The sequence below is a fragment of the Actinomadura sp. CNU-125 genome, from assembly GCF_001942465.1.
Taxonomy (GTDB): Bacteria; Actinomycetota; Actinomycetes; order Streptosporangiales; family Streptosporangiaceae; genus Spirillospora.
This window is the reverse complement of record NZ_MKJY01000581.1, coordinates 1-23,086: the sequence shown is the minus strand read 5'-3', so window position 1 is coordinate 23,086 and position 23,086 is coordinate 1. Positions and strand designations below refer to the sequence as shown.

The following is a 23,086-nucleotide window of genomic DNA, read 5'->3' as shown; positions in this document are numbered from 1 at the left end:
CGTCCTCAGGGAACTCGCGCGGCTGCACGGGTCGCCGACGGCGCCGAGGCGCTCCCGCGGGGCCGGGCTCCCGGACGGCGCGATGCGCCGGTTCCCGCACCAGTTCTCCGGCGGGCAGCGGCAGCGCGTCGCCCTCGCGCAGGCCCTCGCGTGCGGCCCGAGCGCGCTCGTCCTGGACGAGCCGAGCACCGGCCTCGACACCGTGACCCGCCTGGCGCTCGCCCGCGAACTCGCCGCGCTGGCCGACGCCGGGACGGCGCTCCTCCTGCTGAGCCACGACCACGACCTGGTGCGCTCTCGCCGACGAGGTCGTCGTCTTCGACGGCGGCCGCGTCGCCGCCGGGGCGCGCCCGCCGACGTCCTGCCGCGCGCCGAACCCCCCGCGCCCGGCCGCGCGCCCCGCCCGTCCGGGCCCGCCCGGCTCGACGTCCGGAACCTGACCGCCTGGCTGCGCCCCGGACGGCGCGGCGAGGTGCTCCGCGACGTGTCGCTGTCCCTCGCGCCCGGCGACTGCCTCGGCGTCGCCGGACCGTCCGGCGGCGGCAAGACGACCCTCGCCCGCTGCGTCGCGGGCCTGCACGAACGGCACCGCGGCGCGATCGTCCTGGACGGGACGCCGCTGCCCCCGCTGCGCCGCCGCGACGACATGCGGAAACGTGCCGTCCAGTACGTGTGGCAGGAGACGCGCGGGTCGTTCGACGAGCGCCGTCCCGTCCTCGACCAGGTCGGCCGCACCGCCGTCCGGCTCCGCGGCAGCGCACCGGACGAGGCCGCCGCGGAGGCCGCCGACCTCCTCGAACGCCTCGGCGTCGCCCCGCGGACCGCGCGGCGGCGGCCCGCGCGGCTGTCCGGCGGCGAACTCCAGCGCGCCGCGTTCGCCCGCGCCGTCCTCGCCCGTCCGGACGTCCTGATCTGCGACGAGATCACCACCGCGCTCGACGACGAGGCCGCCGCCCGCGTCCTGGCCGAGGTCGCGCGGCTGCGCGGGGCGGGCGCGTCCGTCCTGTGGATCGGGCACGACCTGGCCCTGCTCGCCGCTGTCGCGGACCGCCTCCTGGTCCTGGACGGCGGCCGGACGGTCGACCACGGCGACGTCGGCCGCGTCCTCGCCGCACCCGGGTCCGAGACCACGCGCCTGCTGATCCGGGCGGCGCGCCCATCGACGAGAAGGAGCCCGACATGACCGAGACCGCCGCCTGGCAGGCGTGGCAGGACAGCTGGGACCGCCAGCAGGAGTGGTACATGCCCGACCGCGAGGAACGCTTCCGGGTCATGCTCGACATGGTCGAGGCCCTCGCGGGCCCCGAACCGGCCGTTCTGGACCTCGCCTGCGGAACCGGCAGCATCACCGACCGGCTGCTCAAGCGCCTCCCCGGCGCCCGCGCCACCGGCGTCGACATCGACCCCGCCCTGCTCACCATCGCCCGCGGCCACTTCGCCGGCGACGACCGCGTCGAACTGGTCACCGCAGACCTGACCGACCCCGGCTGGACCGCCGCCCTGCCCCACCGGACGTACGACGCCGTCGTGACGGCGACCGCCCTGCACTGGCTCGACACCGAACCGCTGCGCGTCCTGTACGGGGAGATCCGGGGGGTCCTGCGCGACGGCGGCGTCTTCCTCAACGCCGACCACATGACGGACGAGTCCGCGCCGCGCCTCAACGCGGCGGCCCAAGCCCTGCACACGGCCCGGCAGGAACGCGCGCGGCCGCCGGGGCGCTCGACTGGCGCGACTGGTGGACGGCGGTCGCCGCCGACCCCGTCCTCGCGGACCCGGCCGAGCGCCGGTCGCGCTCCTCGGCGACCCGCGCGGCCCCGCCCGTCCCAAGGCCGACCGCCCGACCACCACGCGCTGGCACCTCGACGCCCTGCGGGAGCAGGGCTTCGCCGAGGCCCGCCAGGTCTGGTGCTCGCACTGCGACGCCCTGGTGGCCGCTCTCCGGTGACGCGATGAGTTCCGGGCCCCGGCGTGGTCTCCTTGCCGAAGACGACGAAAGGAACCAGTGTGGCGAAACTGCTGTACTCGGCGACGATGTCGCTCGACGGCCACATCGCGGGCCCGGGCGGGGACATGTCCTGGCTAGCCGAGCACCTCGGCGACCCGAACCCGACGGCCGAGCGCCTGCTTCCGCGGGTCGGCGCCATCCTCGCCGGTAACGTCACGTACGGGGGCGGCGACCCGAACGAGGGCACCGACGAGGAGGGGGCGTTCGGCGGGCAGTACCACGGGCCGACGTTCGTCCTGACGCACCGTCCCCCGGCCGACCCGCCCGCGGACGTCGCGTTCCTCGGCGACCTCGCGACCGCGGTCGCCGCGGCCAAGACCGCCGCCGGGGACCGGTACGTCAACGTGCTGGGCGCGAACGTCGCCGCGCAGTGCATCGACGCGGGGCTCCTCGACGAGGTGCTCGTGTTCCTCGCCCCCGTCCTCCTCGGGGACGGGACGCGCCTGTTCGACCGCCCCGGCGGCGCGCGCGTCCGGCTGGAGCCGATCGACGACGAATACCCGCACTGGTACCGCGTCGCGCGCTGACGCCCCGTCCGGGACCGGCCGGACGGGCGGCGGGTAGCGTGATCTTCAACGCGTACGACGAAGGGATGGGCGCTGTGGAGATCTCCGGTGTCGGTGTGTGGAGCCAGCATCTGCGGTACGGCGACCGTGGAGAGGCGGCCGAGGCGGCCGCCGAGCTTGAGGAACTGGGGTACACCGCGCAGTGGATCCCGGACGTCGGCGGGCCGGTCTTCGACGCCGTCGGCGATCTCCTGGCGGCGACCCGCCGGACGGTCGTCGCGACCGGCATCCTCAACCTGTGGATGCACGAGCCCGCGGACGCCGCCGCCGCGCACGCGTCCCTCACCGCGAAGCACGGCGACCGCTTCCTGATGGGCATCGGGGTGAGCCACGCCCCGCTCGTCGACGCCAAGGAGGCCGGACGGTACCGCAGGCCGCTCGCCGCGATGAACGCGTTCCTCGACGGGCTCGACGGGGCGGCGACGCCGGTGCCCGAGGGCAGCCGCGTCCTCGCCGCGCTCGGCCCGAAGATGCAGGAGACCGCGCGGCTGCGGTCGCGCGGCGCCCACCCGTACCTCGCGCCGCCCGAGCACACCCGCCGCACCCGGGAGGCGCTGGGCGACGGCCCGCTCGTCCTCCCGGAGCAGACGGTGATCCTGTGCTCGACGCGGGACGAGGCGCGGGCGATCGGCACCGAGTGGCTGGGCATGTACCTCTCCCTGCCGAACTACGCGAACAACCTGCTGCGCACCGGTTTCTCGTCGCAGGACGTGGAGTCGGTCAGCGACCGCCTGTTCGACGCGCTGATCGCGTGGGGGGACGAGGAGGCGATCAAGCGCCGGGTGGACGAGCACCGCGCCGCCGGTGCCGACCACGTCTGCGTCCAGGTCCTCACCGCCGACCAGAACGCCTTCCCGCGCGAGGAGTGGCGCCGCCTCGCCCCCGCCCTGCTCACCGCGTAGCCCGCCGGCGGCGGATCAGGCGTTGACGAGGCCGCCGGCGCTCTGGAAGGCGCCGGTCACGACCCTGCCGACGTGGTCGAGCTTCTTGCGGACCTTGGCCACCCCGGCGGCGCCGCCCGACAGCCCGGTGTTGGCGAGCCCGATGTCGACGATCACGGTGCCGTCGGACTGCTGGTGCAGCAGCACCCGGTACTTGTAGTGCGTCGCGAAGACGCCGAGCAGCAGGGCCTTGGTGCGGGTGCCCTTCTCGATGAGGCCGTCCTCGGCGTTCTCCCAGGTGGCGCGGAACCCCTCGGGTTGCAGTGCCTGCTCCAGAGTGGCGCGTACCTGGTCGACCGGACCGGAGACCTGCAGCTTGACGGAGTCGGTCATCGGTGCTCCTTGCGGGGTGGGACGAACGGAACGGGTCCCGGGCGGGACCGTTCCGGGCGGGGTACCGGGCAGAGATCATCCCGCACCCGGACGGGTGCCGGGGTAACGGGCGCGCAACTTCGGCGCCCGACCCGGCGGGCACCGGCGGCCGCGGACTTACCGTGTACGGGTACAGTGCGCCGGGAGGGAGATCCATGACCCCACGGACCGACGCCGACGCCCGCACCGACGCCGACGAGCGGCCCCGGATCCCGCTGAGCCGACGGCGGGTGCTGCGCGCGGCCGTGGCGATCGCCGACCGCGCCGGACCCGACTCGCTCACCATGCGCGGGCTCGCGCAGGAGCTCGGGGTCGAGGCGATGTCGCTGTACCACCACGTCGCGAACAAGGAGGCGGTGTTCGACGGCACCGTCGAGGTGATCCTTGCGGAGATCACACGGCGGCGGTGGACGAGGCCGACGCGCCGTCCCCGGAGGACGACTGGCGGGCGGCGCTGCGCACGCGGATCCTCACCGCCCGGGAGGTCTTCCTGCGCCACCGCTGGGCCCCGCAGGTGCTCGAAACCCGCGGCACCACCAGTCCGGCCGTCATCGCGTACCTGGACGGCGTCGTCGGGATCCTCCGGGCGGGCGGTTTCTCCTACGAGCTGGCCCACCGCGCGCTGCACGTCCTGGGCAGCCGTGCCCTCGGGTTCGCGCAGGAGCTGTTCCAGCCCGACGGCGCCCAGAGCACGGACGAGGCGGCCGCGGCGATGATGGAGCAGATGGCCGACCGGTATCCGAACATCGTCGGGATGCTGGCGGACGCCGTCCACGACGATCCGGACGGCACCCTCGGCTTCTGCGACGACCAGTTCGAGTTCGAGTTCGCGCTCGACCTGATCCTCGAAGGGCTGGAGCGCCGCCGGGCCGCCGCCGCTTCGTGATCCGCCCCGTGAACCCCCCCGTGACCCGTTCCGGACACGGCTGAAGCCGTCCGGTTCCCGCGCACCCTCTTGACAGCCTTACGACGTACCGTAGCCTTACGACGTATGACAGCCTTACGCCGTACGACGCGAGGACGGCCCGGGGGGACCGATCGGAAGGACACCGCCGTGCAAGCCTGGAGCTGGGACCGTTACGGCCCGCCCGACGTGCTGACCCTCAAGGACGTCGATGAGCCCGCCATCGCCCGCGACGAGGTGCTCGTGCGGGTGCGGGCGGCCTCCGTCAACCCTTACGACTGGCGCCACCTGCGCGCCCACCCGAAGCTGGTCCGGCTCAGCGTCGGCCTGCGGCGGCCGAAGCCGGGCCTGGTCCTCGGCGCCGACCTCGCGGGCGTCGTCGAACGGGTCGGCGCCGACGTGACCGACCTGCGTCCCGGCGACGAGGTGTTCGGCGAGGTCGCGCTGGGCGCGTTCGCCGAGGCCGTCGCCGTCCCGCGCGACCGGCTCGCCGTCAAGCCCGCCCGCCTCACCTTCGCGCAGGCGGCGGCCGTGCCGATGGCCGGGCACACCGCGCTGCAGGGGCTGCGGGACGCGGGCCGGATCGCCGCCGGGCAGCGCGTCCTCGTCAACGGGGCCTCCGGCGGCATCGGCACGTTCGCGGTCCAGCTCGCCCGGACGTTCGGGGCCGAGGTCACCGGCGTGTGCAGCACGCGCAACGTCGAACTGGTCCGGTCGCTCGGCGCGGACGACGTCCTCGACTACACCCGCGCGGACTTCACCGACCGCGCGGGACGGTACGACCTGCTCGTCGACATCGTGGGCGACCGGTCGCTCGCGGCGCTGCGGCGCCCCCTGACCCCGCGCGGGACGCTCGTGCTCGTGGGCGGCATCGCGACGCCGCGCCGCGGCCTCCTCGGCCCGGCGGGCCAACTGCTGCGCGGTGCCCTGACCGCCCCCTTCGTGAAGCAGCGCATCGCGCGCGTCGCCTGGAAGCCCAACGCCGCGGACCTGCGGTTCCTCGCGGACCTCATGGAGAAGGAGGAGATCGTGCCCGTCATCGACCGGACCTACCCGTTCGCCGAGATCCCCGAGGCGCTGCGCCACATCGAGGGCGGCCACGCCCGCGGCAAGGTCGCCGTCACCTTCTGACCGGCCCGCCGACCGCACCCCCGACCGCCCGGGGCGGCCCCCGACCGCCCGGGGCGACCGGCCCGCGCCGGGCGTCGGGGTAGCATTCGGACGGGCCTTCGCGGTTCATGATCATGGTGTGGTGTCGAGAGGGCCGGAAGGCGATGGCGAACGGCGAGCTCGATCTTTCGTCCGGGGTCCCCCTGTACCGGCAGATCAAGGACATCCTGCGCGCGGAGATCGTCGGAGGAGACGCGGATCCGGGGCGGCCGATGACCGAGGCGCTGCTGCTCGCCCGGTTCGACGTGAGCCGGGCGCCTATCCGGCAGGCGCTCAAGGAGCTCGCCGACGAGGGCTACGTCTACCGGCGGCAGGGCAAGGGGACGTTCCCGGTTCCGGCGCCCGGGTGCACCGGCCGGCCGACGTCATGCCGGGGGCCCTCAACCAGTACCTCTCCGACAGCGGACTGCATCCCGCGTCGAAGGTGTCCGGCGTCGGACGGGTGGAGCCGCCCGCCCGGATCCGGCGCCGGCTGGGCATCGAGGCGCACGAGCGGCTCCTGCACTTCACCCGGCTGATCCTGGTGGAGGACGAGCCGTTGGTGGAGGCCGACGTCTACATCCGGGCGCCCGGGGAGTTCGCCCCCACGGCGGCGGAACTGGAGGAGACGGGCTCGGCGTTCCAATTGCTGGAGCGGGGGTTCGGCATCGCGCTCGACCGCGCCGAGCACGAGGCGTGGGCGGCGGCCGCGACCGCCGACCACGCGGCGACCCTGGGCGTCCGCGAGGGCGGCCCGCTGCTGGTCATCGAGACGATCTTCTTCACGACCGGGGGCCTGCCCGCGGGCTGGCGCTCGGCGGTGCACCGGGCCGAAGAGTTCAAGTACCGGTTCGTCACGGGCCGCTGAAGGGCCGCCGAGCGGCCGGGCCGCCGGTGAGCGGCGGCGGCGCACTCATCGTTGACTTTGTTATTATAATATGTCAATACTTACTCGGCGAGGCGGTGGACTACGGCCCGTAAGGCGGACGTCGGGCTCCCCGGTGCACCTGCTCTCTCCTCTCGCTCTCCGGCTCCTCTCCCGTTCACCGCCGCCCGTACCGACCCCGGCGAGGAGCCGACGAAAGGAAATGCCCATGACGGGTGCGACGACGGGTGCGCAGGCCGTCGAGGCCCGCACCGTCAACACCGTCCTCGGCCCCGTTCCGGCGGACGACCTGGGAATCGTCGCCGTCCACGAGGCGCTGCTCAGCGTGGTCCCGGGCGCCGAGCACGCGTTCGACGTCACGATGGACCGCGCCGAGATCTTCGAGACGCTCGCCCGGAAGCTGGCCGAGTTCCGCGCCCATGGCGGCAAGACCGTCGTCGACGCCACGGGCATGTTCCACGGACGCGACGTGAAGCTGTACGAGGCGCTCTCGCGCTCGACCGGGGTGCACATCGTCGCGTCCACGGGCATGGGCCCCGAGGAGATGCTCGGCGGCTACTTCCTGACGCCGCAGACGAACCCGCCGACGCCGTGGCCCGCCGAGAAGTTCGCCGACCTGTTCACCAGGGAGATCACCGAGGGCATGGTGGTTCCGCGGGTGGAGCGCCGGGGCGCCGCGGGCCTCGTGGCGACCGCGGCCGCCGCCGACGGCATGACCGCCACCGAGGAGAGCCTCTTCCGGGGCGCGGCCCGCACGGCGATGAGCACGGGCGTCCCGCTGTCCGTCCGGTACGGGAACGATCCGCTCCACGACCTCGGCGTCGTGCTGGACGAGGGGCTCCCGGCCGATCGCGTCGTCGTCGGCGGGCTCGACCGCCGGGACGCCGTCGCCGCCGGGGCGCCCCTCGAAGTCGCGCGCCGCGGGGCGTTCGTCGCGCTCGACCACGTCGGCCTGAACGACGACGAAGCCCACGTCACCGACCGGGAGCGCGCCGCCCTGGTGCTCGACCTCGTCGGGGCGGGCCACGGCGACCGGATCCTGCTGTCGGGCAACGCGATCGGCGTGGCGAAGGGCCTGCCCGCGTATGACCTGCCGTACGAGCACGTGCTGGCGTCGTTCGTCCCGCTGGCGAAGTCGCTGGGGCTCGGCGCGACGACGCCCGCCGCATCCTCGTGGGCAACCCGCGCGACCTGCTGACCCTGCGCTGAGAAGACGAGGCTCGATATGTCGAAGGTGAACACCGTCCTCGGGACGATCCCGGCGGAGGAACTGGGCGTCGTGGCCGTCCACGAGCACATCGGGTACGGCATGCCCGGCTCGGAACTGGACACCAGATGGTGGAAGACGCCCGAGGAACGGTACGCCGAGACCGTTCCGAAGCTGCGCCGGTTCCGCGAGTACGGCGGCGGGACGTTCGTCGACGTGACCGGCATCTGCAACGGCCGCGACATCGACTACTACCGGTCCCTGTCGGCGAAGACCGGCGTCCACATCGTGGCCTGCACCGGCTTCGTCGGCGGCGACACCGCGCTGCCGCACTTCGCGCGCGCGTCCGTCGACTACCTGACCCGGCACTTCGTGCACGAGATCACCGTCGGCATCGGTGGCACCGGCGGCCGCGCCGGCGTCATCAAGGTCGGCGTGAGCCGCGGCGGACGCATGACGGATCTGGACAAGCGCATCTACCGCGCCGCCGCCCGCGCCGCCGTGACGACCGGGGTGCCGATCCTGACGCACCTGGCGATCGACCCCGGACCGGCCGTCGCGATCTTCGAGGAGGAAGGGCTCCCGCTGCACCGCGTCCTGTTCGGGCACGCCGACGACGGCGTCAACGCGCCGAACACGCCCGACACGTGGCTGGCCGAACGCGGCGGACGCATCGGCTTCGACACCTTCGGGTACGAGACGGAACTCGAAGACCCGCCGTTCTGGGCCCGTCCGAGGCGGGAGCGCCTGGACCACTTCCTCGGCTTCATCGGCAGGGGGTTCCTCGACCGGGCGCTCGTCTCGGCCGACGCCAACTGCAGCCCGCTCGGCTGGCCGGGCGTGAAGGGGCACACCGTGAACTACATCTTCGAGGACCTCGTGCCCGACCTGCGCGCCGCCGGACTGGACGAGGCGACGATCCGGAAGCTGCTCGAAGACAATCCCGCCGACTTCCTGACGATCTCCGACTGATCCCGGAGCGGTCCCCACCCAACCACCGACGGCGCGCAGCGGTGCGCCGGCTACGAGAAGGCAAGAGAACGGATGAAGACTTCGGAACTCGAGAACCTGAAGGTCGCCATCGTCGGCGGGGGGTACGGCGGCGCGGTCGCGGCGGTGGCACTGAGGCGGCTCGGTGCCGACGTCCACGTGTACGAGCAGGCCACCGCCATCCGCCCGGTCGGCGCCGGGATCGGCCTCCGCCCGCCCACGCTGGAACTGTTCCGCGAGCTGGAGATCTTCGACCCGATCGCGGCCGTGAGCACCCCGAGCGACCGCTTCGAGATCCTCACCGCGACCGGTGACCTCATCCAGCGTGAGGACTGGCCCAAGGTCGACGACTACGCCCGGCCGAACAAGACCCGGTTCATCCACCGCGGGGACTTCATCGACACCCTGCTGCGGCTCCTCCCCGAGGGCATGGTCCACCTCGGCCACAAGGTGGCGGACGTCCAGGACGGCGGCGACCGCGCCACGCTCACCTTCGCCGACGGGAAGCGGGCGACCGCCGACCTGGTGATCGGCGCCGACGGCATCCGCTCCGTGGTGCGCAAGCGGCTGTTCTCCGACGCCGAGCCGGTGTTCTCGGGCGCGCACGCGTACCGCGCGGTGATCTCCTGCGACGACGCGTACGGGCTGGACGTCGACGACAACCTCCGCCTCTACATGAACGACCGGGGCACGATGGTCTACTTCCTGCCGCTGCATCACCGCGGCGAGGTGTCCTTCGACATCACCGCGCTGTCCGACGACGACTCGTGGGCCCCGGAGATCACCAAGGACGGTCTCCTGGTGCTGATGGACGGCTTCGACGAGCGGCTCGTGAACATCACCCGCGACCTCGACATGGACACGGTGACGAGCCGCGCCGTGTTCGACATCGACCCCGTCGACACGTGGCACTCCGACTCCGTCGCGCTGCTCGGCGACGCCGCCCACGCGATGCTGCACCACCAGGGGCAGGGCGCCAACCAGGCGATCCAGGACGCGGGCGGGCTCGCCGGCGCCCTGCGCGAGGCCGGTTCCGTGCGGGACGCGCTGGCCCGCTACCAGGCCGTCCGCAAGCCCGACACGGACGCGCTGCAGCGCATCTCCCGCGAATCGTGGGACGCGCAGTCGGTGCGGACCGCGTTCCCCGAGAAGTCGTCGATCAAGTGACCTGGCCGACCAGGCCGTCCAGGCCGGAGGTGAATCCATGACCCTGCATCCCGAGATCGCGAAGCTGCTCGCCACCCTCCCGCCGCCCGACCACGGCGCGCCGCCGGACCCCGCGGCGATGCGCGCCGCCGAAGCCGCGCGTGTCCCGCCGCCCGGCGACCGCCTGCCGCTGCACGCCGTCGAGGACGCCGCCGCGCGCGACGCCGGCGGGCGAGGTGCCCGTGCGGATCTACACCCCGACCGCCGCGGACGCCCACGGCCTCCTCGTCTACTTCCACGGCGGCGCGTTCTTCTCCGGAAGCCTCGACACCCACGACGCCGTCGCGCGGTCGCTGGCGAAGGAGACCGGGCACAAGGTCGTCTCGGTCGGCTACCGCCTGGCCCCCGAGGCCGCGTACCCGGCGGGCCTGGACGACTGCTACGGGGTCGTCCGCTGGGCCGCCGAGCACGGCGCGGACCTCGGGTGGGACGGCCGCGACCTCGCGATCGCGGGCGACAGTTCCGGCGGCGCCTTCGCGGCCGCCGTCGCGGCGATGGCCCACGACGACGGATTCGACCGGATCACGCACCAGATCCTCTTCTACCCGTCCCTGGACCTCGACTTCGACACCGGCCGCTACGCCTCGCTGCGGGAGAACGCGGAGGGGTACGGCCTCGAAACGCCCGGCCTCAAGCCGTTCAACTCGTTCTACCTGGACGGCGGCGCCGACCCGGCGGACCCCCTCGTGTCCCCGATCAAGCGCGCGGACCTCTCCGGCCTGCCGCCCGCCCTGGTCATCACGGCCGAGTACGACCCGCTGCGCGACGAGGGCGAACTCTACGGCCGCAGGCTGCGCGAAGCCGGTGTGGACGCCGCGGTCAGCCGCTACGCGGGCGCCAACCACGGGTTCGTCGTGAACTTCGCGTGGATCCCGGAGTACCACCGGGCGTTCGAGGAGACGGGCGAGTTCCTGAACCGGCACTGAACGGAAGGGCGGCAGGGACCCCTCGGGCCCGTGCCGCCCCCCGATTTCTCACGAGTCGGCGGCGAACCGTTCCCGGTAGCCGTGGAGCGTCGTGAAGAACGGCGACGGCTCCAGCCGGGGGTCGCCCTCGTAGCCGAGTTCCTCGGCCACCGGGGCGAACGGCGAGTACACCGAGTCCGTCTCCCGCAGGCCGTCCCGCAGGTACGGGCGGACGGCGTCGCGGACGCGCGCCTCGACGTCCAGGCTCTCCTCCAGAGCGCGCCGCGCCTCCTCGGCGTCCAGTTCGACGCCGTAGGGCTCGCCGTCCGGGCTCCGGTACGGGTGGCCGAGGTACAGGTTCCGCGGGCGGATCTCGTCGCGCAGGTGCCGCAGGCTCGCGCGGTAGGCGTCCGGATCCTCGTAGCCGGGGAAGCCGTTGGCGGCGCCGTGGACCTGCACCGCGTCGCCGACGAACACCGAGTTCTGCCCGTCCACGACATAGCCCACGGATCCGGCCGTGTGCCCCGGGAGGTGATGCACGGAGACGGTCACGTCCCCGCCGAGGGAGAGGGTCTCGCCGCCCTCCAGCAGCACGGTCGGCTCCATCTCGCCCGAGACGACCGCCTCCGCCGCCTTCGTCTGCTCCGCCGCGCCGTCCGGATTGTGCAGGTAGCGCTGCCGGACGCGCACGTACTGCTCGACGTGCGCGCGGCGCGAGCGCAGCAGGCGGGCGTCGGCGCGGTGGATCACGACCCGGGCACGCCGACCCGTGAGCTCCCACAGCGCGTGGGCGCCGCCGAGGTGGTCGATGTGGCCGTGGGTGAGCAGGATCCAGCGGACGTCCGCGATGTCGCGGCCGAGTTCGCGGAGCGCGGGCGCCATCCCGTCGGCGGGCGACGAGGCGATGCCGGTGTCGACGATCGCCGGTTCGGGGGCGTCGATGAAGAAGGTGTAGAGCCCGAAACGTCCCCAGGGCGACACCAGGGGATGGATGCCGACGTCCGTCATCGCTGTCTCCTTCTCGGTCTCTTGCGCAACTTTAGTATAATAATATGTCTAGCAGTCGTCGATTGGGAGTAACGCACTCATGGCCGATTTCAAGACGTGGGACGCCGGCGGGGAGACGATCGCCGTCCGCAAGGACCTCCGGGCCCCGATGCGCGACGGGGTCTCCCTCGCCCTCGACGTCTACCACGGCGCGGACGACCGGCCGCGGCCCGTCCTGCTGGCCATGAGCCCCTACGGCAAGGAGCTGCAGTCGCAGTCGCTCATGCTCCCGCCGCAGCGCCGCCCGAGCCCGCTGTGGGACGGCTGCCTCGAAGCGGGCGACATCGCGCGGATCGTCCGGGAGGACTACGCCCACGTCATCGCGGACCTGCGCGGCTCCGGCGCGTCCGGCGGCGTCATGGTGGGCAACTACAACGCGGGCGGCACGCCCCTCGGGCAGGACGCCCACGACCTCATCGAGTGGGTCGCCGAGCAGCCCTGGTGCGACGGCAACATCGGCATGGTCGGCGTCTCGTACTTCGCGTCGATGCAGGTCCTCGCCGCGGCCGAGCGGCCCCCGCACCTCAAGGCGATCTTCGTCAGCGGCGGCCACTACGACTTCTACGAGACCTCCTACCACGGCGGCATCCTCTGGTTCATGCCGCGCGCGGCGCGCGAGGGCCGCGGCGGCGACTCCGGCATCGCCGTCGCCGACATCCGCTCCCGGATGCTGGAGGAACTCTCCCCGGACGAACTGGCGAAGCGCGTCGAGGCACGGCTCGCCGACCCGGACGTCGCGAGGTGGCCGAACCTCGCGCACGTCCTGCACTACCCCAAGAACCGCGAGCTCTGGTACGACATCATCCTCAACGAGCTGGACGGGGAGTACTACGAGGAACGCAACCCCATCACGCTCGCGCCGAACATCGACATCCCGGTGTACGTGCAGATCAACTTCGCGGCTGGCCGTCGACGGCAGCATCGAGCTGTACAAGGCGCTGAAGGGCCCCAAGAAGCTGGACCTCCTGCCGTACCCGCCCATGCAGGAACGCCCGTTCCACGAGGTCCACGACGACATGTTCCGGTGGTACGACCACTGGCTGAAGGGCGTCGACACGGGCGTGATGGACGAGCCGTCCGTCAACGTCTTCGTCGAGGGCTCCCGCGAGTGGGCGACCTCGCCGCGGTGGCCGCTGGACGGCGTCGAGCACAAGCCGTTCTACCTGCGCCCCCGCCGCAAGCTCTCCGCGAAGCCCGAGCCGCTGGCCACCGAGTTCGCCGCCCCGGACGGCTTCTACCAGGCGCCGCTCACGGTGACCGACGAGGTCGAGACGCTGAGCTGGGCCACCGAGCCGTTCGCCGCCGCGACGGAGATGATCGGCACCGGCGCCGCGCACCTGTTCGTCGAGATCGACACCGACGACACGAACCTCATCCTGCGCCTGTGGGACACCGCCCCCGACGGGAAGCGGCGGCTCATCACCACCGGCTACCTCAAGGCGTCGCACCGCGAACTCGACGACCGCACCACCGAGGGCGACCCGTACCACCCGCACACCCGGGCCGTCCCGGTCGAGCCCGGCAAGGTCGAGGAGTACGTCGTGCGCCTCTACCCCTTCGCGAACTCCTTCGAGCCGGGGCACCGCCTGGAGGTGGAGCTGTCGTGCGACGAGCCCATGGCCGACGCGCACAACGCACTGCTGCCGCCGGAGGCGATGCACCTGCCGTCCGGTCGTGCGACGGCCCACAAGGTGTACCGCGACGCCGCCCACCCGTCCCGTCTCGTCCTGCCCTTCACGACGGGCCGCGCGACGGCGGAGTGAGGCGGATCAGTCGGCGGCGTCGCCCGCCCCGGCGGCGTCGGCGTAGCGGCGGGCGAGGCGCGCGAAGGCGTCCCTGAGCTCGGGCGGCCCGACGACCTGCAGGTCGGCGTCGAACCGGCCGATGGCGGCGGCCAGCCCCGCCCACGACCAGGACCCGAGGACGAGTCGGCAGCGGTCCGGGCCGAGCGCCTCCACGACCCCGTCGCGGACGAACCGGGACGCGTCGCGGCGGCGCAGGTCGAGGATCACCTCGCCGCGGCAGGGCCAGTCGCCCGAGCCGTCGGAGCCGCGGAACCGGTCGGCGACGAACGCGGCCACGTCCGCGGCGGGCAGCTCGCGCGGCGCGAACCGCGGCCCGGTGGGGACGCGCGGCGTGACGCGGTCCGCGCGGAAGGTGCGCCAGTCGTCGCGGTCGAGGTCCCAGGCGACGAGGTACCAGCGGCCGCCCCACGTGACGAGGTGGTGCGGCTCCACCCGGCGCGGCGGCGGGTCCGCGGCGGTCCCGCGCGGGGACGCGTAGTCGAAGCGCAGCACCTCGCGGGCGTGGACGGCCGCGCCGAGCGCGATCAGCACCCCGCCGTCCACCCGCGCGACCGTCCGGGCCCGCTGGACGGCGGTGACCTGCAAGGTGTCGACGCGGTGGCGCAGCCGCGCGGGCATCACCTGCCGGACCGTCTGCAGCGCGCGGGCCGCCGCCTCCTCGATCCCGGCGCCGCTGGAGACCGCGGTCCGCAGCGCGACCGCGAGGGCGACGGCCTGCTCGTCGTCGAACAGCAGCGGCGGCAGGTCCGTCCCGGCGTCGAGCCGGTACCCGCCGTCCGGGCCCTTGACCGCCGCGATGGGGTAGCCCAGCTCGCGCAGCCGGTCGATGTCGCGGCGCACGGTGCGCGCGCTGACGTCCAGCCGGTCGGCCAGGAGCGCGCCCGGCCAGTCCCGGCGCGCCTGCAGCAGCGACAGCAGCGCCAGCAGCCGGGACGAGGTTTTCTGCATGCTCGCCATTCTGCTCGAAGTAGCGGACACGACCTGACCTCTTCTCCTGCCATCGTTCTCGACGAGCGGGGGGACGGACGAACCGTCCTCACGTTCGCCGAAGACACAACGAACGCAAGGAGACGATCATGTCGGTCGACGTGGTGACCCACCTGAACTTCCGGGGCGACGCCCGCGCGGCGCTCGGCTTCTACGAGTCCGTGTTCGGCGGGCACAAGGTCATCGTCACGAACAAGGACACCGGGAACGTCCAGAACCCGGACGAGGCGGACCAGGTGTCGTTCGGCCAGGTGTCGGCCGGCAACGGCTTCCGGGTGATGGCCTACGACGTGCCGTCCCACCTGCCCTGGGACCAGGGCGACAACGCCTTCTTCGTCTCGCTGCGCGGCGAGACGGCCGAGGAGATCACCGGGTACTGGGAGAAGCTCTCTGCCGGTGCCACCGTCGTGCAGGAGCTCGGCCCCGCGCAGTGGGCGCCCCTGTACGGGATGCTGAAGGACCGGTTCGGCGTCACGTGGGTCGTGGACGTCGTCAGCGAGTACAACGCGTCCTGATCCCCCGCCCGACCCCCGAAAGCAGGAATGCGACATGACCGTCCTGGACGACCGGGCCCTGAACCGCGCCGCGCTCGCCCGGCAACTGCTGCTCGAACGCGCGGACGTCCCGGTGCTCGACGCCGTCGCCCACCTGGGCGGCCTGCAGGCGCAGGAACCGCAGGAACCGTTCGCCGGGCTCTGGTCCCGGCTCGCCGGCTTCGACCCGGCGGCGCTCTCGGACCTGCTGACGGGACGGCATGTCGTGCGCCTGCCGCTGATGCGGCACACGATCCACCTCGTCACCGCCGCCGACGCCCTCGCCTGGCGGGCGCGCCACGACGCCATGCTCCGGCAGCGGACGCTCGGCGTCTACCGCCGCGACTTCGACGGGGTCGATCTCGACGAGATCGCGGCGGCGGGCCGCGCGGCGATGGCCGACGGACGCCCGCGCACGCGGTCCGAGCTCGTCGGGGAGCTCGCCGGGCGCTGGCCGGGGGTCGACCGCCGGGCGCTGGGCGAGATGCTGATCAACGCGGCCGTCCCGACGGCGCAGGCGCCGCGCGCGGGGTGTGGCGGGAGAAGGCGGGCGTGCGCAACGTCCTGCTCTCGTCCTGGCTCGGCCGGGAGATCGACCCGCCGTCCCCGGACGAATCGGACCCGGTCGGGCAGGCGATGCTGCGGCGCTACCTCGCGGCGTACGGCCCCGCGGCGTCGGCCGACCTGCGCGCCTGGTGCGGGCTCGCCGGGCTGCCCGCGGCCGTGCGCGCGCTGCGCGGGGAACTGGTCGTCTTCCGCGACAAGCGCGGCCGCGAGCTGCTCGACCTCCCGGACGCGCCGCGCCCCGACCCCGGCACGCCCGCACCGGTGCGCTTCCTGCCCGCGTTCGACAACGCGATCCTCGGCTACCACGACCGGAGCCGCATCATCGACGACGCCCATCGCGGGGTCTCGGTCGCCGGTGAACGCGTCGTCCTCGTCGACGGGCGGGTCGCCGCGACCTGGCGCGTCGACGAGGGAGCCGTCACCGTCGACCCGCTGCACCCCCTCACGAAGACCGACCGGAGGGACGTCCTGGAGGAAGGAGAGCGCATGGCGTCGTTCCTCTCCGACGGCGAGAGCCCGCGAGCGCGGATCACCGGGTAGCGCCGCGGCCCGCGGGGGAGGGCCGTGCGACCATCGAGTGCAGATCAACGTTGGCGTGCACGGAGGGCGACCGTGATGGGCAAGGCGGACGACGGCGGGTTCGACCCGAAGGACTTCCTCGACATCGACCACCTCCTGTCGGACGAGGAGCGCGACATCCGCGCGACCGTCCGGTCCTTCGTGACCGACCGGGTCGTCCCGCACGTCGGCGACTGGTTCGAGACGGCGACGATCCCGCGCGAGCTGCCCCGCGAACTCGGCAAGCTCGGCGTGCTGGGAATGCACCTGGACGGGTACGGCTGCGCGGGCACCAGCGCCACCGCGTACGGGCTTGCCTGCATGGAGCTCGAAGCCGGGGACAGCGGCGTCCGCAGCATGGTGTCCGTACAGGGCTCGCTCGCGATGTACGCGATCTGGCGGTGGGGGTCGGAGGAGCAGAAACAGCGGTGGCTGCCCGGGATGGCGACCGGCGAGACGGTCGGCTGCTTCGGGCTGACCGAACCGGACGCGGGCTCGGACCCCGGCGCGATGCGCACCCGGGCCCGCCGGGACGGCGCCGACTGGATCATCGACGGCCGCAAGATGTGGATCACCAACGGGTCGATCGCGGACGTCGCCGTCGTGTGGGCCGGCACCGACGAGGGCGTCCGCGGCTTCCTCGTCCCGTCCGGCACCCCGGGCTTCACCGCGCCGGAGATCCGCCGGAAGCTGTCGCTGCGCGCGTCGGTGACGTCCGAACTCGTGCTGGACGGCGTCCGGGTGCCCGCCGACGCGGTACTGCCGGAGGTGTCGTCCCTGCGCGGGCCGCTGTCGTGCCTGAACGAGGCGCGCTACGGCATCGTCTGGGGCGCGGCGGGCGCCGCCCGCACCTGCCTGGAGACCGCGGTGCGCTACGCCGGGGAGCGCACCGCGTTCGGCAAGCCGATCGCCGGAACCCAGATCCAGCAGCAGAAACTCGCCCACATGGCCCTCGAAGTCAACCGCGCGACCCTGCTGGCCCTGCACCTCGGCAGGCTCAAGGACGCCGGGCGGCTGCGTCCCGAGCAGATCAGCATGGGCAAGCTCGGCAACGTGAACGCCGCGCTGGACGTCGCCCGGACCGCCCGCCAGATCCTCGGCGCCAACGGGATCTCGCTGGAGTATCCGGTCATCCGGCACATGAACAACCTCGAATCGGTCGTGACGTACGAGGGGACCGCGGACGTCCACGCACTGGTCATCGGCGGCGCGCTGACCGGCGTCCAGGCGTTCCGCTGACCCTCCCGGACGGGCGCGGCCCGGCGGCGCGCCGTCCTCGCCCGCCGACGGGCTCACCGTCCGGCGGTCCAGTCCCAGCCGGTGATCGTGGTGCGCATGAGGCGCGCGGCGGCCGGCAGGCGGCCGCCCGCGCCCCAGAACAGGGTGACCGCGCGGCGGCAGTCCGGACTGTCGACGGCGACCCAGGCGAGCGGCGGCCCGGCGGTGCCCCGGGCCAGGGCGGGGACGAGGCCGATGCCGAGGGACGCGCCGATCAGATCGGCGATCGCGCCCGACTCGTCCACCTCGCAGACGATCCGCGGCGTGCGGTCCCGGGCGGCGAAGAGCCGTTCGAGCAGCCGCCGGTGCCAGTGCCCCTCGCGGGCGCTGACGAACGGCTCGTCGGCGAGCTCGTCGACGGTCACGGAGGTACGGTCCGCGAGCGGATGATCGAGCGGGACGGCCACGCCCACCGGCTCGTCCAGCAGCCGCACCGACTCCAGCCCCTCGGCCCGGATCGGCTGCGACGCGACGCACAGGTCGACCTCCTGCGCACGCAGGCGGCGGGCCATGTCCTCGGCCGCCGACCAGTGCAGCTCGACCTCGACGGCGGGATGGGCCCGCTTGAAGGCCGCCAGCGGCCCGGTGAGGGTCAGGAAGGTCTCCGACGCCAGCCGCACCGTGCCCGCCCCCTCCGCGGTGGCCTCGGCGACGGCCCGCCGTCCCGCGTCGAGCTCGCCCAGGGCGCGTTCGACGTGGTCGCGGAAGAGCCGTCCGGCGTCGTTCAGCCGGAGCCGCCCGCCCCGCTCGAACAGCGGCGCGCCGAGCTCGCCTTCCAGGCGGGCGACGGTGCGGCTCAGCGACGGTTGGGCGACGCGCAGCTCGTCCGCCGCGCGGCTGAGGTGCTCCAGCCGCGCCACCACCAGGAACTGCCGGAGCGAATTCAGGTCCATGACGGTCATGCTCCCAACTGCATAACCGCATAGCAATATTGATCTTAGACGCCATAACTCTCAAGCCATATCTTCGGAGGTGGATCGAGAGGGGGACACCGATGCTCACCGGATGGGCGATGCGGGCCGTCGTCAGCGCGCACACGGCCGCGATCTTCGGTCAGCCCGTGTTCGCGGGCGTGTACTTGAGCGGTGACTTCGACGGGCTGCGCATGCACGCCGCGGGCGCCGACGTCGTCACCTACATCGGCTACGCGCAGTTGGTCGCCGCGATCGCCGTGTGGGTCCGGATCCGCCGGGCCTGGCCGTTCCTCGCGACGCTCGCGGTGGTGGCGGCCGAGACGGTGCAGTACCTCGCCGGGATGAAAGGCGCGCTGTGGCTGCACCTTCCGCTGGGCGTCCTGACCGTCGCCGGGCTCGCCGTGCTGTTCGTCGCCGTGTGGTGGCCGGGCCCGCGGCCCGCGGCGCGGAAGGCGGAAGCCGATGCGTGAGGGACGCGCGATCAGCAGGCGGCGGGCCCTGGGCATCGGCGGGGCGCTCGGGCTGATGGGCGCGACCGGGCTGTCGGCCGCCGCCGCGCTGGCGCGGCGCCCCGCGGAGACCGGAGCCGAACTGCGCAGCGCCGTCCCGCTCCCGCCCCCGTTCCAGACCCCGCTGCCGCTGCCCGCGTACTGAAACCGGTCGGCGCCTCCGGCGGCGTCGACCGGTACGAGATCGTCCAGCGCGAGACGACCCTGGAGATCCTGCCCGGAGTCACGACACCGGGGTGGACGTACGAGGGCACCTTCCCCGGGCCGACGATCGAGGCGCGCCGCGGCCGCCCCGTCACCGTGACGCACCGCAACGAACTGCCCGTGCCGACGGTCGTCCACCTGCACGGCGGACGGACGCCCCCCGACTCCGACGGCTACCCGACCGACCTCGTCCTCCCCGAGGGGCGGCCGCCCTCCGCGCCGCAAGGCCCCCACGGGATGCACGATCCGCGGGCGGTGGTCACGCGGCTGACCCGCGACTACACGTTCCCTATGGAGCAGCGGGCGGCGCTGCTCTGGTACCACGACCACCGGATGGACTTCACCGCCCCCGCGATCTGGCGGGGGCTCGCCGGGCTGCACATCGTGCGCGACGAGGCCGAGGACTCGCTCGGCCTGCCCGCGGGGCCGCGCGAACTGCCGCTCATGATCGCCGACCGCGCGTTCGGCGCCGACGGCGGCCTCCGCTACCCCTCGCTCGACCCGAGCCTGCGGGAGCGGCCGGGCGTCCACGACGCCTACCTCGCCGGAGTCCTCGGCGACGTGATCCTGGTCAACGGCGCCCCGTGGCCCGTGCACGAGGTCGACGCGGCCCGGTACCGGCTGCGCCTGCTGAACGCCTCGAACGCCCGGCACTACGAACTCGAAGCGGTCACCGACGACGGGCGGCGGCTCGATCTCGTCCAGGTCGGCGCCGACCAGGGGCTCCTCGCGGCGCCGGTCGCCCACCGGACGCTGCCGATCGCGCCCGCCGAACGCTACGACGTGGTCGTCGACTTCGCGGGCGTCCCGGTCGGCGGCCGGGTACGGGTCCGCAACCGGCTGGGCTCCGGGCGCACCCGCGACGTGCTGGCCTTCCGGGTGGCGCGCGCAGCCGCCGACCACAGCCGCGTCCCGCGCGTCCTGTCCGCCGACGCGCCCGCCTGGCGGCGGTCCGACGCCGTCCGGGTGCGGGACCTGTCGTTCCGCGCCGGGCGCATGCGCGGCGGGCACGGCTGGCTGATCGGCGGGCTGCCGTTCGATCCCGCCCGCACCGACGTGACGGTCGGTCTCGGGGACGTCGAGGTGTGGCGGCTGATCGCCGACGTCCACCACCCCGTCCACCTGCACCTGGCCGGTTTCCGGGTGCTCTCCCGCGGCGGCGGCCCGCCGCTGCCGCACGACGCGGGCCTGAAGGACACCGTCTCGCTGCGGCCGGGCGAATCCGCGGAGATCGTCACCCGGTTCGACGGATACCGCGGCCGGTACCTCTTCCATTGCCACAACGCCGAGCACGAGGACATGGGCATGATGGCCAACCTCGAGATCCACTGAAACGGGATTGTCGTGATGTGCCGGGCACGGCATGATCTTCCTGGCTGAGGAAGAAGGTGCTCGGGTGGCGAACGAATTCCGCGACATCGCCGGCAAGACGGCCAAGGTCGTCGCGAAGCAGGCGCGACGGCGCGGGGTCTATCTTTCGCTGAGCGACGAGGAGATCCGCTCGTTCCTCGCCGGGGCGATCGACGCGGGGGAGCGGCTGGAGACGTACGCGGACCTCCGGCCGCATCGCGACTGCCCGAGAGTGCCGCGCGGACGGCGGGTGGAGGACGGGTTCGGCGGCAAGACCGCGCCCCGGAAGATGGTGGGCGCCGCGTTCAACATCGCGGTGGTCGCCAGCGGGGAGTGGGATTTCCCCGACCCCAAGCACACCACGGCGCTTTACGGCGGCATCGACAGTCTGGCGGGCCGTCTCCTCGTCGAGTTCAACCCGGTCACCAGCGGATGCGAGCACGTCATGGCCGTGACGGACCGGCATCTGATGCTGGTCCGCATCCGGGGCGGCGTCGGCCGCAAACTCGGACCCTCGCTCGTGCCGTGGTGGGTGCCGCGCGCCAGGTGACGGCTGCCGCAGCCACGGGGGATCTCGGCCTCGGCTTCGCCGATTCCTCCTGGATCCGGCTGCACGGCACCCCGAGCGCCGAATCGAAGGCGCGGGCGGAAGCCGTCCGCGCCTGCTTCCCGCACGTTCCCGGGCCCTGGCCCGGAGACAAGCCGCCGAAGAAGTGAACGCGACGGGAGAACCGGCTTTCCGCTGAGCGGAAATGGTCGAATGGCGAATCTGGTTCTTGTCGTTCGGGTCAGTCGTTGTTCGGGTCCCATTCCTCCTTGGCCAGGAAGGTCGCGGGCCATTCTTCGGTCTGGGTCAGCAGGTGGGTTTGCCTGCGGATGATGTCGCCGACTTTGTGTGCCAGTTCCCGTGGCAGTTCGAGGTGCATCGTCGCGGCCGCGCAGAGCTTCTGGGTGAGGCCGGGGTCGCACAGCGGGGCGTGGCGCAGCCGTCCGGCGGCTATTTCCTTGCCGCATGCGGAAAGCGGCAGAACGCCGTAGGCGAGGCCCGACTCCATGAGGCTCACGGCGACCGGAAGGGAGTCCGTGGCGAATCTGGAGCGGATCTTCAGCCGGCGCCGCAGCGCCGTGTTCTCGACGGTGCCCGCGATCCCGACGCGGGAGCCGGGGAGAACGAGCGGGAGGTCGGCGAGATCGGCGAACTTCAGCGGACGGTCCGGTCGCAGCCCCGATCGCGGCCCGCCGACGACGAAGAGGTCCTCGATCAGGAGATCGCGGCAGAACAGCCGGTCGTCGGCCACCGGGTTGATCAGGGCGGTGTCGATCGCCCCCTTCAGCATCTTCTGGACGAGCGTGTTGGTGCCCGCGACCGTCACGTGGAAGCTGAACTCCGGGAACTCACCGCCGAGGGCCGCGAGCAGCGGTCCGGCGAGGACGTCCGCGGCGGTCGGGGGCAGGCCGAGGTGCAGCCCGCGCTCGACCCGCGCCAGCGGCGAACCGGCGTAGAACAAGGCGAGTTCGAGCTGCCGCAGGGGAGCGGTGGTGGACGCGCGGAGCCGTTCGCCGTCCTCGGTGAGTTCGACGCCGCGCGGCGTCCGGTGGAAGAGCGTGACGCCGAGGTCTCTTCGAGGAGGCGGACGTGCCGGCTCAGTGCGGGCTGCGCGATGCCCAGCACGGTGGCGGCGCGGGTCATCGATCCTTCGTCGGCTATGCGGAGGAAGTACTTCAGCCTGTGGATGTCCATCGCAAAGTGCAGTGTAGCACGCCATAACGAAATGATATGGCCAAGCGCCGAAATCTATATTGGCCTTTAAAAGGGTGCGGTCGTAGGCTCCACAGCCATAGCCGAAAGTGCGTTGCGGCGGCGAGAGGAGTTCTCGATGGACGGTCAGGAACCCGATTGGGCCGAAGTGATGGGCCTGGATCGGCTGCCGCGGCACATCGTGGAGAAGCGCGTTACCGATCTCCTGGATCTGAGCGGTAAGAAGGCGATCGTGACCGGTGCCGGGGGCGACGGGCTGGGGCAGGCGATCGCGAACCGGCTCGGCGGCTGCGGCGCGGACGTCGCGCTGATCGGCCGGACCCTGGCGAAGGTCGAGCGCCGGGCCGAGGAGGTCGAGCGGCGCTGGGGCGTGCGGGCGGTGCCGATCCGGGCCGACATGTCCGACTGGGACCAGGTGCACCGCGCGGTGGCGGAGAGCCG

The 23,086-nt window shown here is 73.0% G+C and carries 25 protein-coding genes and 6 pseudogenes; 25 read left to right on the top strand and 6 right to left on the bottom strand.

From position 1 onward, the window contains the following. Window positions 1-82 precede the first annotated feature (82 nt). From BJF79_RS45695 to BJF79_RS45680, 4 genes are read left to right on the top strand one after another with little or no spacing between them, the layout of a single operon-like run. Window positions 83-1,183, top strand: coding sequence for an ATP-binding cassette domain-containing protein (locus tag BJF79_RS45695; protein ID WP_316043573.1), 1,101 nt, complete (start codon window positions 83-85; stop codon window positions 1,181-1,183). Further along, window positions 1,180-1,956, top strand: a complete 777-nt coding sequence (locus tag BJF79_RS45690) for a class I SAM-dependent methyltransferase (RefSeq protein ID WP_262403547.1) — start codon at window positions 1,180-1,182, stop codon at window positions 1,954-1,956. Before BJF79_RS45695 ends, BJF79_RS45690 begins: the two co-directional genes overlap by 4 nt. Window positions 1,957-2,007: 51 nt before the next feature. Next, the gene (locus BJF79_RS45685) at window positions 2,008-2,535 is read left to right on the top strand and encodes a dihydrofolate reductase family protein (RefSeq protein ID WP_075906905.1); all 528 of its coding nucleotides are present in this window, start codon (window positions 2,008-2,010) and stop codon (window positions 2,533-2,535) included. 38 nt (window positions 2,536-2,573) lie between these two features. Beyond that, window positions 2,574-3,476, top strand: coding sequence for an LLM class F420-dependent oxidoreductase (locus tag BJF79_RS45680; protein ID WP_262403546.1), 903 nt, complete (start codon window positions 2,574-2,576; stop codon window positions 3,474-3,476). A 15-nt stretch (window positions 3,477-3,491) separates the two neighbouring features. Here the strand turns inward: BJF79_RS45680 and BJF79_RS56765 are convergent, their stop codons facing one another. Next, on the bottom strand, window positions 3,492-3,848 hold the full coding sequence (locus BJF79_RS56765; protein WP_075906904.1) for a hypothetical protein: 357 nt from the start codon (window positions 3,846-3,848) through the stop codon (window positions 3,492-3,494). A gap of 194 nt (window positions 3,849-4,042) precedes the next feature. Here BJF79_RS56765 and BJF79_RS68020 point away from each other — a divergent pair. The 9 genes and pseudogenes from BJF79_RS68020 to BJF79_RS45640 all read left to right on the top strand — a co-directional run. Then, window positions 4,043-4,240: pseudogene (locus BJF79_RS68020) on the top strand (TetR family transcriptional regulator); the annotation flags it as partial. A 53-nt stretch (window positions 4,241-4,293) separates the two neighbouring features. Then, on the top strand, window positions 4,294-4,773 hold the full coding sequence (locus BJF79_RS45670; RefSeq protein WP_262403545.1) for a TetR/AcrR family transcriptional regulator C-terminal domain-containing protein: 480 nt from the start codon (window positions 4,294-4,296) through the stop codon (window positions 4,771-4,773). Window positions 4,774-4,941: 168 nt separating this feature from the next. Next, window positions 4,942-5,922, top strand: a complete 981-nt coding sequence (locus BJF79_RS45665; RefSeq protein ID WP_075906903.1) for an NAD(P)-dependent alcohol dehydrogenase — start codon at window positions 4,942-4,944, stop codon at window positions 5,920-5,922. Window positions 5,923-6,029: 107 nt separating this feature from the next. Next, window positions 6,030-6,278: pseudogene (locus tag BJF79_RS68015) on the top strand (GntR family transcriptional regulator); the annotation flags it as partial. 50 nt (window positions 6,279-6,328) lie between these two features. Further along, entirely contained in the window at window positions 6,329-6,808 is a 480-nt protein-coding gene (locus BJF79_RS64645; protein WP_262403544.1) for a UTRA domain-containing protein, read from the top strand. Between the two features lie 226 nt (window positions 6,809-7,034). Then, a complete protein-coding gene (locus tag BJF79_RS45655) occupies window positions 7,035-8,024 on the top strand; it encodes a phosphotriesterase (protein ID WP_262403543.1) in 990 nt (329 codons plus the stop codon). 27 nt (window positions 8,025-8,051) lie between these two features. Continuing rightward, window positions 8,052-9,005, top strand: a complete 954-nt coding sequence (locus BJF79_RS45650) for an aryldialkylphosphatase (protein ID WP_075906902.1) — start codon at window positions 8,052-8,054, stop codon at window positions 9,003-9,005. 72 nt (window positions 9,006-9,077) lie between these two features. Further along, window positions 9,078-10,190: an FAD-dependent oxidoreductase gene (locus BJF79_RS45645; protein WP_075906901.1), complete on the top strand. Its 1,113-nt coding sequence runs from the start codon at window positions 9,078-9,080 to the stop codon at window positions 10,188-10,190. 221 nt (window positions 10,191-10,411) lie between these two features. Beyond that, complete coding sequence (locus BJF79_RS45640) at window positions 10,412-11,155, top strand: alpha/beta hydrolase (protein ID WP_262403542.1); 744 nt, start codon at window positions 10,412-10,414, stop codon at window positions 11,153-11,155. Between the two features lie 48 nt (window positions 11,156-11,203). Here the strand turns inward: BJF79_RS45640 and BJF79_RS45635 are convergent, their stop codons facing one another. Further along, window positions 11,204-12,142 (bottom strand): MBL fold metallo-hydrolase, encoded by a 939-nt coding sequence (locus tag BJF79_RS45635; RefSeq protein WP_075906900.1) that lies wholly within the window; start codon window positions 12,140-12,142, stop codon window positions 11,204-11,206. Between the two features lie 79 nt (window positions 12,143-12,221). Here BJF79_RS45635 and BJF79_RS64640 point away from each other — a divergent pair. Next, window positions 12,222-13,007: pseudogene (locus BJF79_RS64640) on the top strand (CocE/NonD family hydrolase); the annotation flags it as partial. A gap of 154 nt (window positions 13,008-13,161) precedes the next feature. Next, window positions 13,162-13,944 carry a CocE/NonD family hydrolase C-terminal non-catalytic domain-containing protein gene (locus tag BJF79_RS64635; RefSeq protein WP_262403541.1) on the top strand — a complete coding sequence of 261 codons (783 nt, stop codon included), beginning with the start codon at window positions 13,162-13,164 and terminating at the stop codon, window positions 13,942-13,944. A gap of 6 nt (window positions 13,945-13,950) precedes the next feature. Here BJF79_RS64635 and BJF79_RS45625 read toward each other — a convergent pair whose 3' ends face one another. Continuing rightward, complete coding sequence (locus BJF79_RS45625; protein ID WP_187357151.1) at window positions 13,951-14,934, bottom strand: helix-turn-helix transcriptional regulator; 984 nt, start codon at window positions 14,932-14,934, stop codon at window positions 13,951-13,953. A 128-nt stretch (window positions 14,935-15,062) separates the two neighbouring features. Here BJF79_RS45625 and BJF79_RS45620 point away from each other — a divergent pair, with 128 nt between their 5' ends. The 3 genes and pseudogenes from BJF79_RS45620 to BJF79_RS45610 all read left to right on the top strand — a co-directional run bounded on the left by BJF79_RS45620 (window position 15,063) and on the right by BJF79_RS45610 (window position 17,870). Continuing rightward, complete coding sequence (locus BJF79_RS45620) at window positions 15,063-15,488, top strand: VOC family protein (protein ID WP_075906898.1); 426 nt, start codon at window positions 15,063-15,065, stop codon at window positions 15,486-15,488. Between the two features lie 34 nt (window positions 15,489-15,522). After that, window positions 15,523-16,613: pseudogene (locus BJF79_RS45615) on the top strand (winged helix DNA-binding domain-containing protein). A 75-nt stretch (window positions 16,614-16,688) separates the two neighbouring features. Continuing rightward, complete coding sequence (locus tag BJF79_RS45610) at window positions 16,689-17,870, top strand: acyl-CoA dehydrogenase family protein (protein WP_075906897.1); 1,182 nt, start codon at window positions 16,689-16,691, stop codon at window positions 17,868-17,870. Window positions 17,871-17,923: 53 nt separating this feature from the next. On the opposite strand, the gene BJF79_RS45605 is transcribed toward BJF79_RS45610, so the two are convergent. Continuing rightward, window positions 17,924-18,802, bottom strand: coding sequence for a LysR family transcriptional regulator (locus tag BJF79_RS45605; RefSeq protein ID WP_075906960.1), 879 nt, complete (start codon window positions 18,800-18,802; stop codon window positions 17,924-17,926). Between the two features lie 101 nt (window positions 18,803-18,903). Between BJF79_RS45605 and BJF79_RS45600 the strand changes: the two genes are divergently transcribed. The 6 genes and pseudogenes from BJF79_RS45600 (at window position 18,904) to BJF79_RS56760 (ending at window position 21,603) form a co-directional block, all read left to right on the top strand. Further along, on the top strand, window positions 18,904-19,293 hold the full coding sequence (locus BJF79_RS45600) for a hypothetical protein (protein ID WP_075906896.1): 390 nt from the start codon (window positions 18,904-18,906) through the stop codon (window positions 19,291-19,293). Beyond that, entirely contained in the window at window positions 19,286-19,477 is a 192-nt protein-coding gene (locus BJF79_RS64625) for a hypothetical protein (protein WP_262403540.1), read from the top strand. Before BJF79_RS45600 ends, BJF79_RS64625 begins: the two co-directional genes overlap by 8 nt. After that, window positions 19,474-19,656, top strand: a pseudogene (locus tag BJF79_RS66230) (multicopper oxidase domain-containing protein); the annotation flags it as partial. The gene BJF79_RS64625 and the pseudogene BJF79_RS66230, both read left to right, overlap by 4 nt. Then, on the top strand, window positions 19,657-20,868 hold the full coding sequence (locus BJF79_RS45595) for a multicopper oxidase family protein (protein WP_262403539.1): 1,212 nt from the start codon (window positions 19,657-19,659) through the stop codon (window positions 20,866-20,868). It abuts the pseudogene before it with no gap. A 64-nt stretch (window positions 20,869-20,932) separates the two neighbouring features. Next, window positions 20,933-21,436 carry a hypothetical protein gene (locus BJF79_RS45590; protein WP_075906895.1) on the top strand — a complete coding sequence of 168 codons (504 nt, stop codon included), beginning with the start codon at window positions 20,933-20,935 and terminating at the stop codon, window positions 21,434-21,436. Then, the gene (locus tag BJF79_RS56760) at window positions 21,433-21,603 is read left to right on the top strand and encodes a hypothetical protein (RefSeq protein WP_158079502.1); all 171 of its coding nucleotides are present in this window, start codon (window positions 21,433-21,435) and stop codon (window positions 21,601-21,603) included. The genes BJF79_RS45590 and BJF79_RS56760 overlap by 4 nt, the downstream gene beginning before the upstream one ends. Window positions 21,604-21,674: 71 nt before the next feature. Here the strand turns inward: BJF79_RS56760 and BJF79_RS45580 are convergent, their stop codons facing one another. Both BJF79_RS45580 and BJF79_RS68010 read right to left on the bottom strand, forming a co-directional pair. After that, complete coding sequence (locus BJF79_RS45580) at window positions 21,675-22,394, bottom strand: LysR substrate-binding domain-containing protein (protein ID WP_262403538.1); 720 nt, start codon at window positions 22,392-22,394, stop codon at window positions 21,675-21,677. 119 nt (window positions 22,395-22,513) lie between these two features. Beyond that, a pseudogene (locus BJF79_RS68010) lies at window positions 22,514-22,627 on the bottom strand (LysR family transcriptional regulator); the annotation flags it as partial. Window positions 22,628-22,763: 136 nt separating this feature from the next. Between BJF79_RS68010 and BJF79_RS45575 the strand changes: the two are divergent. Continuing rightward, on the top strand, window positions 22,764-23,086 hold a 323-nt coding region (locus tag BJF79_RS45575; RefSeq protein WP_143220950.1), incomplete at its 3' end, for an SDR family NAD(P)-dependent oxidoreductase.